The organism is Lachnoanaerobaculum umeaense (genome assembly GCF_003589745.1).
In the GTDB taxonomy this organism is placed as follows: Bacteria; Bacillota; Clostridia; order Lachnospirales; family Lachnospiraceae; genus Lachnoanaerobaculum; species Lachnoanaerobaculum umeaense.
On sequence record NZ_CP032364.1, the window covers coordinates 930,952 to 947,590 of the forward strand.

Sequence of the window (16,639 nt, forward strand, 5' to 3'; positions counted from 1 at the left end):
AGGAGGTCGCTTGATAGATATATCTGTAAAAAATATGAAGGGTGTGGGAGCAAAAACAGCAGAATATTTGGATAAATTAGGTATAGGTACTATCAGGCAACTTCTAAAACACTATCCGATAAGATACTTAGAGTACAAGCCACCCACAAAAATTGCAGAGGTAAATAGGGACGAAGAGATAGTCATAAAGGCTACAATAAGCAAGAATATATCTCTTACCGGAAGCAATAAGAAAATAGCAACAACGAAGTTAACCGACTATATAGATGTAATAGATGTGATATGGTACAATTCACCTTATTTGAGGGCTACCTTAAAGCAGGGCGAAAGCTATGTCTTTGTAGGAAGATTTTCAAAAAGGAGTAAAAACACATTAGAGCATCCGATTGTATATACAATAGAGGAATATGAAAAGAAAATAGGCGGATTTAAGCCGGTATATGCTCTAACAGCCGGTATAAATAACAACGCAATGGAAAAGCTTATAAAACTAAGCTTTGATTATATTGATGATAAGGATTTTGAAGAATACTTACCACAGAGTATTTTGGAAAAGTTTCTGCTTGAGAGCAGAATATTGGCTATAAGAAATATTCACAGTCCAAAGAACAAGTCAAAACTTTTTGAGGCAAAAAAGAGATTGGCTTTTGATGATTTTTTTAGATTTTTATATGGTATGAATCTTCTTAAAAATAAAAGACTAAGAATAAAATCAAAAAATATAATATCTAATGAAGTCAGATATGTGGAAGAAATAAAAGCTGTCCTGCCATTTAATTTGACAAAATCACAGGAAAATGTGATAGAGGAAATTTTAAATGATATGTCAAGTGGGATAGTTACCAATAGATTAGTACAAGGAGATGTAGGCTCGGGAAAAACAATAGTTGCACTGATTTGCTTATATCTGGCTGTAAAATCAGGATTTCAAGGTGTTGTAATGGTGCCTACTGAAGTTTTGGCAAAACAGCACTTTAAATCAATGTCTGAGATTTTAAATAAACTTGAAAATCCACCCCAAATAGGAATATTAACAGGTTCTATGACAAAGAAAGAACATCTGATTGTCTATGAAAAAATAGAAAAAGGAGAAATAGATATTGTTATAGGTACACATGCTCTGTTAGTGGAAAATGTAAAGTTTAAAAAACTTGGATTAGTTGTGACAGATGAACAACATAGATTTGGAGTAAGGCAAAGAAGCACTCTTTCAGATAAGGGAGAGGATGTGCATGTACTTGTAATGTCTGCGACTCCAATACCCAGAACACTTGCAATCATACTTTACGGTGATTTGGATATCTCTACAATTGAAACTAAGCCGGTGGGAAGACTTCCTATAAAAAATGCTGTAATTACAGAAGAAGACAGGGAAAAAGCCTACAAACATATATTATTAGAGATAAAAAAAGGACATCAGTCATATATAATATGTCCAATGGTGGAGGAAAGTGAAAATATAGAAGCAGAAAATGTCTTAGACTATGGTAAGAAAATTGCAGATAAATTTTCACAAAATTGTAAGGTTGAAGTGTTGCATGGGCGAATGCATCAAAAAGAAAAAGATGATATAATGTCTCGGTATTTAAATAAGGAGATAGATATCTTAGTATCTACAACAGTTATTGAAGTAGGTGTGGATGTACCAAATGCTACGGTTATTATGATTGAAAATGCTGAACGGTTTGGACTTGCAACTTTACACCAGCTTCGAGGTAGAGTCGGCAGAAGTGAATTACAATCATATGCTATCTTTGTTAGGACTTCTAATTCCAATATTGCAAAAAAGAGATTGGAAATAATAGGAAATTCAAATGATGGATTCTATATTGCATCCAGAGATTTGGTTTTACGAGGTCCGGGAGAGCTTTTCGGTTTGGCACAAAGCGGTGAACTGGATTTTGGCATTGCAGATATATACAATGATAATGATATATTTGATATGGCAAAAAAAGCTGTAGATATGATACAGTGTGGGGACATGGGAGATGAGGAAATGGAAAAGCTTGAGATAAAAATAAATAACTACATGGATTTGCATTATAAAAAGTTAGCACTTTGATAGGAGTAGTATGTCTGAGAATAAACAACAACCTAAAAAAAGAGGTAAGAAAGAGAAAAAAGGAAATAAGTTCGCCCTTGGTTTTGTATTGGTCGGTATTGTAGTAATTGTAGGCGCATATACAGTTAAGGCGAATACATATAGAACAAAGTTTTTTCCAAATACAGTAATTAACGGTATAGATGCTTCTGAGAAAACTGTAGAAGAAGTAAGACAGGTTATGTCAGATCAAATAGACAATTTTGAAAGTACAATAAAGTCAAGGGATAACAATGCTGAAATAATAAAGGGTAGAGATGTAGGTCTGGCCTTTGTAGAGGATTCCTCACTGGAGGAATTGCTAAAAGAACAAAATAGCATGGCATGGATTACCAATATGAATGATAAAAAGGATCTGAAGATAAATTCTTCATTTAAAGTGGATCCTGAAAAGTTTGAAACCACGGTATCAAAACTTAGAGCATTGGATGAAACTAAGTTTATTCAACCTGAAGATGCAAAGATTTCAGAGTTTGTTCAAGGCTCAGGATATTCTATAATTCCTGAGGTAGAGGGTAATGCACTTGATATTGATAAGGCTAAGGAATATATAAAGAGTCAGCTCTTGGTTTTGAACAACGATATAAATCTTGACTTTGAGGATAATGATATATATATCAGACCGGCAAAAAGGTCAGATGATCCGACTCTTAATCTTACACTCAATAATTTGAATAAGTATATATCTGCAAGGATTTCATATGAGAAGCTTAATGTATTAAATGGTGACACTATACATAAGTGGTTGACTGTGAATAATGATGGCTCTGTTAGTATATCAGATGAGGGAATATCATCATTTGTAAAGACTATAGCAAGTGCCTATAATACTTCAGGAAAGTCAAAAACTTTAAAGACTTCATATGGTCCTACAGTTACTATTACCGGAGGCACATATGGCTGGAAGGTAGATGAAGAAAAAGAAAAGGCTACTATCAGATCTCTTATAGAAGCCGGAGAAACTACAACAAGGGAACCTGAGTTTTCAAGGAAAGCGGCATCACATGGAAGTAATGACTATGGTAATTCATATGTGGAATTAAACTTGACAGCCCAGCACTTGTTTGTAATAAAAAATGGAACTAAAGTTCTTGAAAGTGATTTCGTATCCGGAAATGTTTCAAGAAACTGGACTACACCTCCGGGTGCATTTCCACTTACATATAAAACAAGAAACGCAACTTTAAAGGGTGAGGGATATTCAACACCTGTAAGCTATTGGATGCCTTTTAACGGAGGTATAGGTTTCCATGATGCTCCATGGAGAAGTGCATTTGGTGGACAAATATATAGGACATCAGGTTCACATGGTTGTATAAATTTACCTCCTGCCATAGCAAAACAATTATATGAATATGTGGATATAGGCTTCCCGGTATTATGTTATAATTTAGAGGCAGCACCTGCTACACCGGCTCCGGAAGAGACAACAGCTGCAGGTGAAAGCACCGGTGCCGGTACCGAAAGTACTGTAGAGGAAACTGTAGAACCTATTACAGTTGTAGGAGATGATAATAAACCTACTGTTGAAATAGGGCAGTAATAGGTGAGCAATGAGAGTTATTTCAGGAACTGCCGGAAGTTTAATATTGAAGACACCAAAGGGAGACTCTACAAGACCAACTACAGACAAGATTAAAGAAACTTTATTCAATATAATTTCAAATGAATTGTATGATGCCACTTTCCTGGATTTATTTGCAGGAAGTGGCGGAATAGGTATAGAGGCTTTAAGTAGGGGTGCAAAAGAAGCTTACTTTTGTGATATTGATAGAGAAGCTATAGAATGCATAAGACAAAATCTTATACATACTAAGTTGATAGATAGAGCTACGATTCTAAAGGGAAGCTATGAAGCAAATTTGGAAAAGCTGAAGAATCTTGGTAAAAGATTCGATATTGTTTTTATTGATCCACCATATCAAAAGGGCTTTGAGGATAAATGTCTGGAGATTTTGATAAATTCCACATTGATTGATGAGCATACATTAGTTATAATTGAAGAAGATTTTAAGACTGATACAACACATTTATCAAAGGATTGGTATATAGATAAGGTCAAAGAGTATAAGTCTAATAAACACATTTTTATACATAAGCGAGGGTGACTATGGCTAAAGCTATTTATCCGGGGAGTTTTGATCCTATTACTAACGGACACATTGATATTATTGAGAGATCTGCAAAAATGTTTGACAAGGTCATTGTGGGAGTTTTGATCAACTATACTAAAGATCCGCTTTTTACACCATCTGAGAGAGTAGATATGATAAGAGGGGTAATAGGACATTTACCAAATGTTGAGGTTTTAGAATTTGACGGACTATTGGTGGATTTTGCTAAAGAACAAAATTGTAATATTTTGGTCAGAGGGCTTAGAGTTATAACTGATTTTGAATATGAATTACAGTTAGCTCAGACAAATAAAATAATTGCACCTAATTTAGAGACTGTTTTTCTTAGTACAAACTTGAAGTATTCATATCTAAGTTCAAGTATTGTAAAAGAAATAGCGGTATATAATGGTGATATCAGTCATTTTGTAAGAGAAGAGATAAGAGAAAAGATTATGGAAAGACTGACTGAAAAAGGTTTGAGGAGAGACCATGAGTAGAATTGAACAGGTAATAACAGAGATAGAGGAGTTTGTAGATAATTGTAAAACTGCTACACTATCCAATTCTATAATAAAAGTAAATAAAGAAGAACTTAAGGCGTTATTGGACGAATTGAGGCAGGAAATACCTGAAGAAGTTGCGGCATCACAAAAGATAATCAGCAATCAAGAAGATATAATGATGGCAGCTAAAAACAAGGCAGAAAAGAATTTAATGGATGCTAAGCTTGAGGCTGACAGGATAAATGAAGAAGCAAAAAGAAGAGCTGATGCTATTATACTAAGTGCAAAAAAAGAGTCTGATGTCATAATGGCGGAGGCAAATAAGCTGAAATCTCAACTTGTAAATGAGAATCAAATCATGCAAACAGCATATGAAGAATCTGATAAGATAAAACAGTATGCAAGTATGGAAGCTAATAGAATTGTATATGAGGCAGTAAATGAGGCGAACAACATAAGAAAGTCGTCTATTGCTTATGCGGATGATCTGCTTCAAAGTATTAGGGAAATAATTTCAGGTACTATGCGTGACAGCCAAAATAAATTCAACCAGTATGTGAATTCATTGCAATCATATACAGATGAAATAGATAAAAACAGAAGGGAACTTGAAGTTAGTATTGTTCCGGTAAATCCAAACACAGGGGAATAATTTCGGGGCTGTTGCTTGCAACAAGCCCTTTTTTGCGTAATAACTAATTTAATATTGAGGTATATATGATACAGGAAAAGGATTTACCAATAGGCTATAAAACTGCTATGAAAGATCTTCTAAAGGAAGATTATGATGCATATATCCGGTCTTTAGATGAAAAGCCATATGTGGGTATAAGAACAAATTTGCTGAAATTGACTCCGGAGAGACTTAAAGAAATTTTGGATAGAGATTTTATAAGTATACCATGGGTGGAGGAAGGTTTTTATTTTGAAGAAGAAAAGGGTGTACTGACAACATCAACATTAAGCGAAGATGATAAGATAAAAAGTATTTCTAAGAATCCATACTATTTTGCAGGACTTTATTATATACAGGAACCTTCGGCTATGACACCTGCAATGATGGCAGGAATAAAACCTGGAGATAAGGTTTTAGATCTTTGTGCTGCACCGGGAGGAAAATCCACACAGGCGGCATCATACCTAAAGGGTGAAGGTCTATTAGTTTCAAATGATTTTTCTGCATCCAGAGTAAAGGCATTACAAAAAAATATTGAGGTAAGTGGAATTGACAATGTTCTTATAACCAATGAAGACCCTAAGAATTTATCCAAGATATATATTGAGTATTTTGATAAAATAATAGTAGATGCCCCATGCTCAGGTGAAGGAATGTTTAGAAGAGATAGTGCAGTTTTTAAGGCGTATCTTAGCAGAGGACCAAAATTTTTCACCGGATTACAGGTCAGTATACTAAATGAGGCTGCAAAAATGTTAAAACCCGGTGGTACACTTGTTTATTCTACATGCACTTATTCTAAGATAGAGGATGAAGGAAGTTTATTGGAATTTTTAGAAATCCATAAAGAATTTTATATAGATAAAATAAAAGCTGATTATGGATTTGAAGAGTCAAGAGATCTGCCTGGTACAATAAGACTTTTTCCACATAAGATAAAAGGTGAGGGGCATTTTGTTGCAAGACTGAAAAAAGAAAACAGGGTTGTAGAGGAAAATAAAGAAAAACCAAAAAAGAAAAAAAAATCACCAAAACTGGCAGAGGAATTGGTAGAGTTTCTAAGTAAAATAAAACGAGATTGGGATTATGAAAGAATCTTTATAAATAAGAACTACGCATATTACCTTCCAAAAGATGCATTGATTGATAAAAGTCTGCACTATATAAGAACAGGACTACTTCTAGGAGAAATCAAAAAGAATAGATTTGAGCCATTTCAGGCACTTGCAATGAATATAAAGTTTGAAGAATGGGACAATCCACTTAATCTGACTGCCACAGATGAAAGAGTAATCAGATATCTAAAAGGTGAAACTATAGAGGCTGATGATGAGTACAATGGTATCAGACTTGTATGTGTGGATGGCTTTTCGCTTGGCTTTGTAAAACAAAATAAAAGAAGTTGCAAAAATAAATATTATCAAGGCTGGAGATGGATGTAATGATTGTCAGAGTTGATAAAATTCTCTCAGAATTGGGGTTTGGAAGCCGTCAGGATATAAAAAAATATGTCAAGGCCGGAAGAATAATGATAAATGAAAGTATAGTAAAAAAATCAGAAGAAAAGCTTAATAGTGAAAAAGATATACTGTATTTTGATAAAAAAGTTGTGGAGGTTGAAGAATTTGAGACATATGTTTTATATAAACCTTCAGGCTTTGTTTGTGCTACAAATGACAATGTACACAGAACTGTTATGGAACTTATAGACTCAAAAAGAAAGAATATAGTACCGGTTGGAAGGCTTGATTTGGATACAGAGGGCATATTAATACTGACAAATGATGGAAATCTAAACCATAGATTGGTTTCACCAGCTTCACATGTGGATAAAACTTATTATGCAATCTTTGATGGAAAAATTGTAGACAATGCTATAGAAAAGACAAATATTGGCCTGGATATAGGTGAGGGCGAAGTATCTAAACCTGCAAAGCTTGAGATTATATCAGAAAATGAGTTAATACTTACAATACATGAGGGTAAATTTCACCAGGTAAAGAGAATGGTAAAAGCATTGGGAGCTGAGGTGACATATCTAAAAAGAATTGCTTTTGGTGGATTGAGATTGGATGATTTAAAGCTTGAAAAGGGAGAGAGTAGAAAATTAACAGAAAACGAATTGGAAATATTAAAGTAATAAAAAGATATAGGTAGGATATGATAAAAAATATAGAGGCATGTATATTCGATCTGGATGGCACATTAGTAGACTCTATGTGGATGTGGCCTGAAATTGACAGAGAATATTTAGGAAGATTTGGAATAGAATATGATGACAATTTAAAAAATGAAATAGATGGAATAAGTTTTCATGAAACTGCGGTCTATTTCAAAAATAAATTTGATATAGATGACAGTATAGAAGAAATCTGTAAGGATTGGGAGAATATGGCACTTGATAAGTATAAGTATGAAGTGAAGGAAAAGCCCGGTTGTGTAAGATTTTTAGAACATCTAAAGTCAAAAGGTATTACAATGGGTATTGCCACAAGTAATAATAGAACTATGGTGGAAGCGGTTCTCGGATCTTTAAATATGAGACATTATTTTGATGCTATTATTACATCTGATGAAGTAAAAAAAGGTAAGCCGGCACCGGATATTTATCTACAAACTGCAAAAGAACTTGGAGTTATGCCACATAAATGTCTTGTATTTGAGGATGTAGTGGCAGGTATAAAAGCCGGAAAGTCGGCAGGAATGAAGGTATGTGCCATTGAAGATGATTTTTCAAGAGAAGTTAGGCAAAAGAAAAAGGAGTTGTCAGACTATTATATAGACGACTATAGGGAATTGCTATGATAAAGAAAAAAGGGGAGTATGGGTATAGAAAATATTTTAAAATAAAGAATGGAATAATGATAGGATTCTTTATTTTTATTATTCTTTTACTCTTTATAGCTTCAAAGAACACTAAGGTAGAGGTTTCAAGGATTCTATTGGTGTCTTCAATACTTATGGTACTGCCCATGGCAAATCTTTTAGCACCATTTTTGGTAGTATTTAAGTATAACTCTATTGAGTACGACAGAGTAAAAGACTTTTTGGGAGATAAACATTTTCTGTTTGATATAATTCTTACTATGAAGGAGCAGGTAATGCCCTTAGATATTATATATATCGAAGATGAAAAAATATTTGCACTGCTTTCAAATAAGGCAAATAAAAAGAAGACAGAAGATTTTATTAAAGAGAGAATGAAAATAGGTGGCATAAATGTTACAGCAAAGGTCTGTGATAATTTCAATGAGTTGAGTAAATTTATTCAAGCTACCAAACAGGATGATAAAAATTTGGAAGAGATTAGGGCAATCTTAAAAAGCCTTTCAGTATAATGATTGAAATAATTGTTGGTAAAAATGAAGCAGGTCAAAGACTTGATAGAGTTTTGGAGAAGATATTTGTAAATGCAAATACCGGATTTATATTCAAAATGCTTAGAAAAAAGAATATAACACTGAATGATAAAAAGGCTGACGGTAAGGAAAGACTAGTAATCGACTCAAGTATCAAGCTTTGGTTTTCTGATGAGAGTTTTAAGAAGCTCTCGGGGAAGATAATATATGATTCTAAAAAAGATAAATCTGAAAAAAATAAAAAAGACATAGATACTTTTAAGTCCTATATAGTATATGAGGATGAAAATACTATTATCTTGAATAAGCCGTCAGGGGTTTTGTCTCAAAAATCAAGTTTTAAAGATGTATCTATAAATGATCTTTTACTGGAGTATTTGGACTTTGATGAAGGGAAATTAAATACATTCAAGCCGTCAATTTGTAACAGACTGGATAGAAATACTTCAGGCTTGATGGTATGTGGAAAAACTTTAGAGGGGTTAAGGGTAAATAATGAACTTATAAAAACAAAGGCTGTCAGTAAGTTTTATTTGGCTTTGGTAAGTGGAAGAGTAAAGACAGCAGGAAGTATATCGGGTTGGCTTTATAAGGATGAAAATAGTAATCAAGTTACTATAAAAGATAAGGACTTTGATGATGCTGATTTTATACAGACTGAATATGAAGTTTTGGAGTATTTTGAGGATTGTACATTGTTATTGGTCAAGCTGATTACAGGAAAGACACATCAGATAAGGGCACATTTATCTTCTATAGACCATCCTATAATAGGAGACTTCAAATATGGAGATACAAAAATAAATGAAAAATTTAAAAGAAAATATGGTATAAAATCTCAACTTTTACATTCATACAGACTGGTATATCCGAATAATAATTCCTCAGAAACAGATACATTTAAGGCGTTAAGGGGAAAATGTTTTGAGGCGGAATATAATAACGATTTTAGAAGGGTGATAGGTGATGGGTACTTGGAAAACAAGAGGTCTTAGAGGTTCCACATTGGAAGAGTACATAAACTATTCTAATGAAAAGTACAGAGAAGCCGGACTTGCACTTATTCAAAAGATACCGACACCTATAACTCCTATTGAGATTGATAAGAGTACAAGACATATTACATTGGCATATTTTGATAAGAAGTCAACAGTTGACTATATTGGTGCCATACAGGGTATACCTGTATGCTTTGACGCTAAGGAATGTGCGAGTACAAGTTTTTCTTTGGCAAATGTGCATGAACATCAGTTTACATTCATGCAAGAATTTGAAAATCAGGGTGGAATTGCTTTTCTGATTATATTTTTTAAATCTTTAGATAAGATAATATATGTACCGCTAAAGGATCTGAAGTTGTTCTTTGACAGAATGAATAGTGGTGGTAAAAAAAGTTTTAAATTTGATGAGCTTAATGAAGAATATATAATACCCAAAAAGGGAGATATCATAGTACATTATTTAGAGAGCCTTAGCTTATATCTTAGTAAGGATTCGTGATTATAAATTGATGTGAAAGGGGACATAAATGAAACATACTGATGCAAGAATTTACAGTGGAAAGACAAATTTTGGATGGAGCGATTTGAATTTGAACAGCGATGGATTGCTACCTATCATAGTGCAGGATTTTATTGATCATACAGTTTTGATGTATGGTTATATGAATAAGGATGCATGGGAGAAAACCTTATCTACAGGGCTTTTGACCTATTTTTCAAAGTCTCATAACAGGTCACTTGTAAAAGGGAAAAAGGCCGGAAATTTTCAATATATCAGAGAATTATTTTTAAATTTTGATAGAAATGCACTTTTAGCAAAGGTCTATCAGATTGGTAGAGTGTGTGATAATGATTTAAAGAGCTGCTTTCACAATGCAATAGAGGAAGTATAATGATGAATTATGCATTACTGATTGTTTCAAGTATTATTTTACTTTGTATAGCATTAAACTTCATATCAAGTAAAATAGGAGTACCAATGCTTCTGGCTTTTATTCTTCTTGGTATGGTATTTGGCTCAGATGGAATATTTAAAATTAGATTTGATGATTTTAGATTGGCAGAAACATTATGTTCGTTTGCACTTATTTTTATAATGTTTTATGGTGGATTCGGAACGAATATAAAGGAAGCCAGACCGGTACTGTTAAAGGCAGGTCTACTATCAAGTGTGGGAGTTGTACTTACTTCTATGTTTGTGGCTGTATTTGCATATTTTGTAATGAAATTTTCTTGGATCAACAGTGTACTTATCGGTGCAGTTATCTCATCTACAGATGCTGCAAGTGTATTCTCAATACTTAGAGATAGACATTTGAATTTAAAATATAATACTGCTTCCATCCTTGAAGTGGAGAGTGGAAGTAATGATCCATTTGCATATATGCTAACTATGATAGCTGTAAGTATGATTACCGGAAGTGTAACAGCATTAAGTATTATAAAAATGCTTTTTTTACAGCTTTTTTTGGGAGTAACACTGGGTATAATAATTGCAATATTTTTTAGATATATAATAAATCATTTTATTATACATACTCCGGGATTTACTATGGTACTGGTGATAGCAGTTGCATTGCTATCGTATTCTCTACCCAATGTACTTGGAGGTAATGGATATTTGAGTGTATATATAACCGGTATTATACTTGGAAATTCCGATATCAGAGGAAAAAAGGAACTGGTACCTTTTTTTGATGGAATAACAGGAATAATGCAGATTTTGATTTTCTTTTTGCTTGGACTTTTATCAAATCCGTCAAGTCTTTTATTTGTAGTAGGAACCGGTTTTGTCTTAGCATGTTTTATTACTTTTATTGTAAGACCTTTGGCTATAATATTGATTATGAAGCCGTTTAAGGCGACTTGGAATCAGATATTTCTGGTTTCCTGGGCAGGATTTAGAGGAGCTTCATCAATAGTTTTTGCTATAACTGCATTATTAAATACAAATGCGAATTATGATATATTCAATAATGTATTTTTCATAGTTTTGTTCTCAATACTATTACAGGGGAGTTTGCTTCCTTTTATAGCTAAAAAAATAGATATGATTGACGCAAGCTATGATGTTATGAAGACCTTCTCAGATTATAGTGGAGATGAGATACCGATAGAGTTTATACAATTAATTGTAAGTGAAAATCAGGATTGGTGTGGCAAGAGTATTAGTGATTTGAATCTACCACCAAATACATTGATCGTATTGGTAAAAAGAGAAGGTGAAGATATAGTTCCAAATGGACAAACTGTTTTGGAATGTGGTGATACTATAGTACTTGCTGCAAAATCTATAGACTTTGAAGAGTATTATCATATGACTGAGTTGGTCCTAACTAAGAAGATGCTCTCAAAGGGTTCGACTCTATCAAAGCTTTCAGGGGAGCTGGATGCATTGGTAATGCTTATAATAAGAGGTGATGAATTTATTATACCAAATGGTGAAACAGAATTGCTTGAGGGAGATACTTTAGTTTTAAACAACGGACCGATATAAAAAAACGACTATAATCCACAAGGGTTATAGTCGCTTTGCTTTATACAATACTTTTTATCAAACCGAATGAAATAATCATCATTATAATACTTGCCATTAACATTCCAAGTAATATAGCAAAGAATGCCTTCTTTCTATCCATCTCAAGAAATGCAGCTATGATAGAACCGGTCCATGCACCGGTGCCGGGAAGAGGTATGCCTACAAACAGGACAAGACCCCAAAAGCCGTACTTTTCTATAGAGTCTTTGTTTTTCATTATTTTCTTATGCAAAAATGAATGAATTTTGTTAAAAATTTTGAATCTTGATTTTTCCATAGCTTTTAACATCTTGTTCATCAAAAGCAATATAAATGGAACCGGTATAATATTTCCTAGGATTGCTATGAGATAGCTTTCAATAGGTGGAAGACCAAGTAGAGATGCTGCTATAAGTCCGCCTCTAAGTTCCAAAATAGGAAGCATTGATATTATAAATACGATCAGTTGCTTTCCAAAACTTAATGAGAGAAGTCCCCCCATCATGTTAATAAGTGATTTTGCTAATTTTTCAGCCATAAAATACCTTTCATTATTTAAACAATATGTTTATAATCAAATATTAAAATTTACTAATTTTATAGTAATTTAGATTGTAACAGTGTCAAGCATAAATGATTATGTCCCAAAATAATTAATTTATAAGCCCCCACAAAGGGGCTTTTATTATGCACTTTTTATGTCTTCTTCAATTCTGTGTGGCTGTGAGTGTGCGAATTTATTAAAGGCATCCAATCTCCAAGGATGGTTCATTGGAGGTATATAAGGCTTTCTAGGCTTTGGCTGTTTGTAGTCAGCGTCCAAGTCCTTAGATTTATGCTCATGAGCCGGTATTTCTTCCAGTGCATAAATATCTTTGTCATTTACGCACGCAAACATAGACCTATCAAATGCCTTGATAAGCATAACCTTGGTACCTTTTCGATAATGGGTCTGCAATCCTTTATTATCTATCATCTTATAAAATTTCTTCTCGAATTGAATCGCATGTCCGGCATCAACAGTTCTCTCAGTTAAAACCGCCAAAGTAAGATTTATTTTTTCTTTAGATGGTTGCGTTTCAAAGACAGATTTGATACCATAAAGTGGAAGTGCGAACTTCTCATTGAATTCTTTTATGTAGTGGTAAATGAATTCATTGGCTTTATGGATATCGGTTACGCCTGCGAGTCTAAACTCAATAGGCAGGCGTGACTGTAAAGTCTGATTCAATCGTTCTATACGTCCTTTAACCTGTGGTACGCTGCTTGATTCAAGCTGTGTGCCAAGTTGCTTACAGGCGTATGCAAACTGTGTATAGGTGTCTTTGTCGTCAGATAAGGCACCTTTTTTCTTGTAAGTAAATACAGTTCGTTTATCAGTAAGAAACTTATAGGGAATACCATAATCAGTAAGAATCTGCTCAAATACATGGTAGTATCCATTAAGAGTTTCTTGAGTATCAAACCATGCACCTGTGACAACACCTGAGGCATCATCAATAGCCAAATGTAGATGCCATATCTGTCCCGGCACCCATTCATAAGGGGTAGCATCCATCTGAAGCAATTCACCAAAATAAGCACATCTTGGACGACGACTGTGAGCATCTTCAACTGCTACTAAGTTAGCTTGTATCTGTGATAATTCCCTTTTTGATGTTGCAGCTTCCTTCTTAGCTCTGAGAGCTTGCTTAATGCGTCTACGCTTAGCTTTTGTAGCCTTTGGGGATAGAATGTACTCTGACTCCAAAATACTCATTACAGAGGAAGAAGAGATACTTATGCCTTCATGCTTTTTTAGAAGCTCTGTAAAGTGTTCAAAGTTAGCTTCGTAGTATTTAGTTCTGTATAGATCAAGAACCTGACTTCTGATATCAGGGCAGATAGTGGTAGCCGGCTTTTTGCCTCTGTTACCATGAATAAAGAATGCCTTACCATCTTTAATATAACCCTGTATCATACGGTTTATATGCCTTTTGGTGCATCCTAGGATAAGAGCGGCTCTATCCTTGTTGGCTGTATCTGGGTGATCTACCAGACCTTTGATAACATCATACTTTCTTTGTTCATCCATTGATAAAATAACCTTTCTGATAAGTCAGTTCCTCCTAGTGTTAGAATATATAAAATAGTATTCTACCATAAGTGGGACATTTTTATTTGTGGTATACTAGGACTTTATCATTTATGGCTTATAATTTTATAGTAATTTAGATTGTAACAGATTGAGGAATTACAATCAAGGTGATAATATATTAGGATATGGAGGTATATTATGGAAACATTAAAAGGGGCATTATGTTTGGAAGGCGGTTCTCTTAGAGGACTTTTTACTGCCGGAGTTTTAGATGCATTTTTGGATAATGATTTGTATATAGAGTATGTAAACGGAGTCTCCGCAGGATCTATGAATGGAATGAACTATATTTCAAGACAGTCAGGCAGGTCAAAAAGGATAAATATTAAATACTTGCATGACAAAAGATATATCAGCTATAAAACTATGTTTAAGTCCAGACAGATATTCAATTTTGATTTTTTATTTGAAGAAATATCCAATAATCTTGATCCCTTTGACTGGGATACTTTCAAAGAAGTAAATCAAAAATATGAGGTTGTCGCAACTGATGTAAAGAGTGGAGAGAGCAAATATTTTGATAGGGATACTTGTAGTGATATTATATCAGCTGTAAAAGCTTCAGCATCTATACCGATAATGTCAAAAATGATAGATGTTGAAGGAAGAAAGTATTTGGATGGCGGTATTTCAACATCTATTGCATATAAAAGAGCGTTTGAACTTGGCTATGATAGGGCGATAGTAGTACTGACAAGAGAGGACGGCTATAGAAAAAAAACTGTAAGTAAGATAAATGAAAGACTCTACAAAAGGTACTTTGAGCCATTGCCAAATCTTATAGAAAAGCTGATGACTGTGCCTCAAAGATATAATATGATGCAAGAAGAGATGGATGAATTAGAAAAAGAGGGAAAGCTCTTAATAATCAGACCGCAAAAGAAGGTTACTGTACAAAGACTTGAAAAAAGCATTGCAAAGTTGGAAAGTCTATATAATGAGGGTTATGAAGAGGGAGTGAAAAATATTGAAAAGATAAAAGACTTTATTACTTTAAAGTTTTAAGGTTTAAAGTCTTGACGTGATAATTCACTTATAGTATAATCCATTGCATAATAATTTGTTTGGGAAGGAAAATATTATGAAAAGAAGAATTTTGGGAATAGTAATGGCTATGTTGCTTGGTACAAGCCTTATGGCATGTGGTTCAAAGGCCGATAATGCGAATAGTAGTGAAAGTAAAACAGAGGCTTCATCAGAGGCAAGTGCAAATGCAAAGAAGGTAGGTATACTACAGTATGTACAGCATCCGGCACTTGACAAGGCAAACGAGGGATTTGTAGCAGCACTCAATGGGGCAGGCGTTGATGTAGCTATAGAGCAGCAGAATGCAGGTGGGGAGCAATCAGCAGCACAAACAATAGCAAATAAGCTTGTAAATGACAAGAAAGATTTGATTTTGGCAATAGCTACACCGGCTGCACAGGCTGTGGCAGGTGTTACATCAGATATTCCTGTAGTTATAACCGCAGTTACAGATCCGGCAGCTTCCGGTCTTGTTGAGAGCAATGATGCACCGGGTGGAAATGTTACAGGAAGTTCAGATCTTACTCCGGTAGCAGACCAGATTGAACTTTTGACAAAGCTTTTACCCAAAGCAAAGAATATAGGTATTCTATATTGTACAGCTGAGGCTAATTCAAAACTTCAGGCTGATATGGCTATGGAAGCACTTAAGGAAAAGGGCTTAAATGGTGTAGAGTACACAGTGTCAAGTTCAAATGAGATACAAACAGTGGTAGAGTCAATGGTTGGAAAAGTAGATGCTATATATGTACCTACCGACAATGTTATTGCAGCCGGTATGACAACTGTTGCAATGATTGCAACTACTGAACATAAGATTCCTATAATAGGAGCTGAGGCAGCCCATGTAGAGAATGGTGCTTTAGCAACTTATGGTATTGACTACTTTGAGGTTGGAAAACTTGCAGGAGAGCAGGCGGTTGAGATATTAAATGGTAAGTCTCCGGCAGATATTCCGATAGCTTATTTACCAAAGGACAGATGCAAGCTTACAATAAACGAAGAGGTAGCAAGCGAACTTGGAATAGATACATCAAATATTTCAATGGATTAGTTTTGTCATAAACCTTTTTAAATAAAGATTAATAAGGCCGGTATATGCCGGTTTTATTAGTCTGTTTCTATTTATAGGTAATATATTTCACATTGCAGATATTTTAGATATATTATAAAATAGTGACAACTTAATAGATAAAATAAT

The 16,639-nt window shown here is 34.1% G+C and carries 17 protein-coding genes; 15 read left to right on the top strand and 2 right to left on the bottom strand.

Going from position 1 to position 16,639, the window contains the following annotated elements; translation table 11 throughout:
- The first annotated feature begins 10 nt into the window (after window positions 1–10).
- The 13 genes from recG to D4A81_RS04295 all read left to right on the top strand — a co-directional run bounded on the left by recG (window position 11) and on the right by D4A81_RS04295 (window position 12,254).
- A complete protein-coding gene (recG, locus tag D4A81_RS04235; RefSeq protein ID WP_111525591.1) occupies window positions 11–2,062 on the top strand; it encodes an ATP-dependent DNA helicase RecG in 2,052 nt (683 codons plus the stop codon).
- A 10-nt stretch (window positions 2,063–2,072) separates the two neighbouring features.
- The gene (locus D4A81_RS04240; protein ID WP_111525590.1) at window positions 2,073–3,644 is read left to right on the top strand and encodes a L,D-transpeptidase family protein; all 1,572 of its coding nucleotides are present in this window, start codon (window positions 2,073–2,075) and stop codon (window positions 3,642–3,644) included.
- Window positions 3,645–3,654: 10 nt separating this feature from the next.
- The gene (rsmD, locus tag D4A81_RS04245) at window positions 3,655–4,209 is read left to right on the top strand and encodes a 16S rRNA (guanine(966)-N(2))-methyltransferase RsmD (protein ID WP_111525589.1); all 555 of its coding nucleotides are present in this window, start codon (window positions 3,655–3,657) and stop codon (window positions 4,207–4,209) included.
- A gap of 2 nt (window positions 4,210–4,211) precedes the next feature.
- Entirely contained in the window at window positions 4,212–4,715 is a 504-nt protein-coding gene (coaD, locus tag D4A81_RS04250; RefSeq protein ID WP_111525588.1) for a pantetheine-phosphate adenylyltransferase, read from the top strand.
- Window positions 4,708–5,373 (top strand): hypothetical protein, encoded by a 666-nt coding sequence (locus tag D4A81_RS04255; RefSeq protein ID WP_111525587.1) that lies wholly within the window; start codon window positions 4,708–4,710, stop codon window positions 5,371–5,373. The genes coaD and D4A81_RS04255 overlap by 8 nt, the downstream gene beginning before the upstream one ends.
- A 65-nt stretch (window positions 5,374–5,438) precedes the next feature.
- Window positions 5,439–6,839: an RsmB/NOP family class I SAM-dependent RNA methyltransferase gene (locus D4A81_RS04260; RefSeq protein ID WP_111525586.1), complete on the top strand. Its 1,401-nt coding sequence runs from the start codon at window positions 5,439–5,441 to the stop codon at window positions 6,837–6,839.
- Window positions 6,839–7,537, top strand: a complete 699-nt coding sequence (locus tag D4A81_RS04265) for a pseudouridine synthase (RefSeq protein WP_111525585.1) — start codon at window positions 6,839–6,841, stop codon at window positions 7,535–7,537. Before D4A81_RS04260 ends, D4A81_RS04265 begins: the two co-directional genes overlap by 1 nt.
- A gap of 20 nt (window positions 7,538–7,557) precedes the next feature.
- Window positions 7,558–8,202, top strand: coding sequence for an HAD family hydrolase (locus D4A81_RS04270; RefSeq protein ID WP_111525584.1), 645 nt, complete (start codon window positions 7,558–7,560; stop codon window positions 8,200–8,202).
- Window positions 8,199–8,735 carry a hypothetical protein gene (locus D4A81_RS04275; RefSeq protein WP_111525583.1) on the top strand — a complete coding sequence of 179 codons (537 nt, stop codon included), beginning with the start codon at window positions 8,199–8,201 and terminating at the stop codon, window positions 8,733–8,735. The genes D4A81_RS04270 and D4A81_RS04275 overlap by 4 nt, the downstream gene beginning before the upstream one ends.
- Window positions 8,735–9,751: an RluA family pseudouridine synthase gene (locus tag D4A81_RS04280; protein ID WP_111525582.1), complete on the top strand. Its 1,017-nt coding sequence runs from the start codon at window positions 8,735–8,737 to the stop codon at window positions 9,749–9,751. Before D4A81_RS04275 ends, D4A81_RS04280 begins: the two co-directional genes overlap by 1 nt.
- Window positions 9,723–10,256, top strand: coding sequence for a Holliday junction resolvase RecU (locus D4A81_RS04285; protein WP_111525581.1), 534 nt, complete (start codon window positions 9,723–9,725; stop codon window positions 10,254–10,256). Before D4A81_RS04280 ends, D4A81_RS04285 begins: the two co-directional genes overlap by 29 nt.
- A 28-nt stretch (window positions 10,257–10,284) precedes the next feature.
- Window positions 10,285–10,650 carry a phosphoribosyl-AMP cyclohydrolase gene (locus D4A81_RS04290; protein ID WP_111525580.1) on the top strand — a complete coding sequence of 122 codons (366 nt, stop codon included), beginning with the start codon at window positions 10,285–10,287 and terminating at the stop codon, window positions 10,648–10,650.
- A gap of 2 nt (window positions 10,651–10,652) precedes the next feature.
- The gene (locus tag D4A81_RS04295; protein WP_111525627.1) at window positions 10,653–12,254 is read left to right on the top strand and encodes a potassium/proton antiporter; all 1,602 of its coding nucleotides are present in this window, start codon (window positions 10,653–10,655) and stop codon (window positions 12,252–12,254) included.
- A 40-nt stretch (window positions 12,255–12,294) separates the two neighbouring features.
- On the opposite strand, the gene D4A81_RS04300 is transcribed toward D4A81_RS04295, so the two are convergent.
- Both D4A81_RS04300 and D4A81_RS04305 read right to left on the bottom strand, forming a co-directional pair.
- Window positions 12,295–12,813, bottom strand: coding sequence for a COG2426 family protein (locus D4A81_RS04300; protein ID WP_111525579.1), 519 nt, complete (start codon window positions 12,811–12,813; stop codon window positions 12,295–12,297).
- A gap of 147 nt (window positions 12,814–12,960) precedes the next feature.
- A complete protein-coding gene (locus tag D4A81_RS04305) occupies window positions 12,961–14,349 on the bottom strand; it encodes an ISNCY family transposase (RefSeq protein WP_119808257.1) in 1,389 nt (462 codons plus the stop codon).
- A 201-nt stretch (window positions 14,350–14,550) separates the two neighbouring features.
- Between D4A81_RS04305 and D4A81_RS04310 the strand changes: the two genes are divergently transcribed.
- Both D4A81_RS04310 and D4A81_RS04315 read left to right on the top strand, forming a co-directional pair.
- On the top strand, window positions 14,551–15,417 hold the full coding sequence (locus D4A81_RS04310) for a patatin-like phospholipase family protein (protein WP_111525710.1): 867 nt from the start codon (window positions 14,551–14,553) through the stop codon (window positions 15,415–15,417).
- A 76-nt stretch (window positions 15,418–15,493) separates the two neighbouring features.
- Complete coding sequence (locus tag D4A81_RS04315) at window positions 15,494–16,492, top strand: ABC transporter substrate-binding protein (RefSeq protein WP_111525709.1); 999 nt, start codon at window positions 15,494–15,496, stop codon at window positions 16,490–16,492.
- Window positions 16,493–16,639 lie beyond the last annotated feature (147 nt).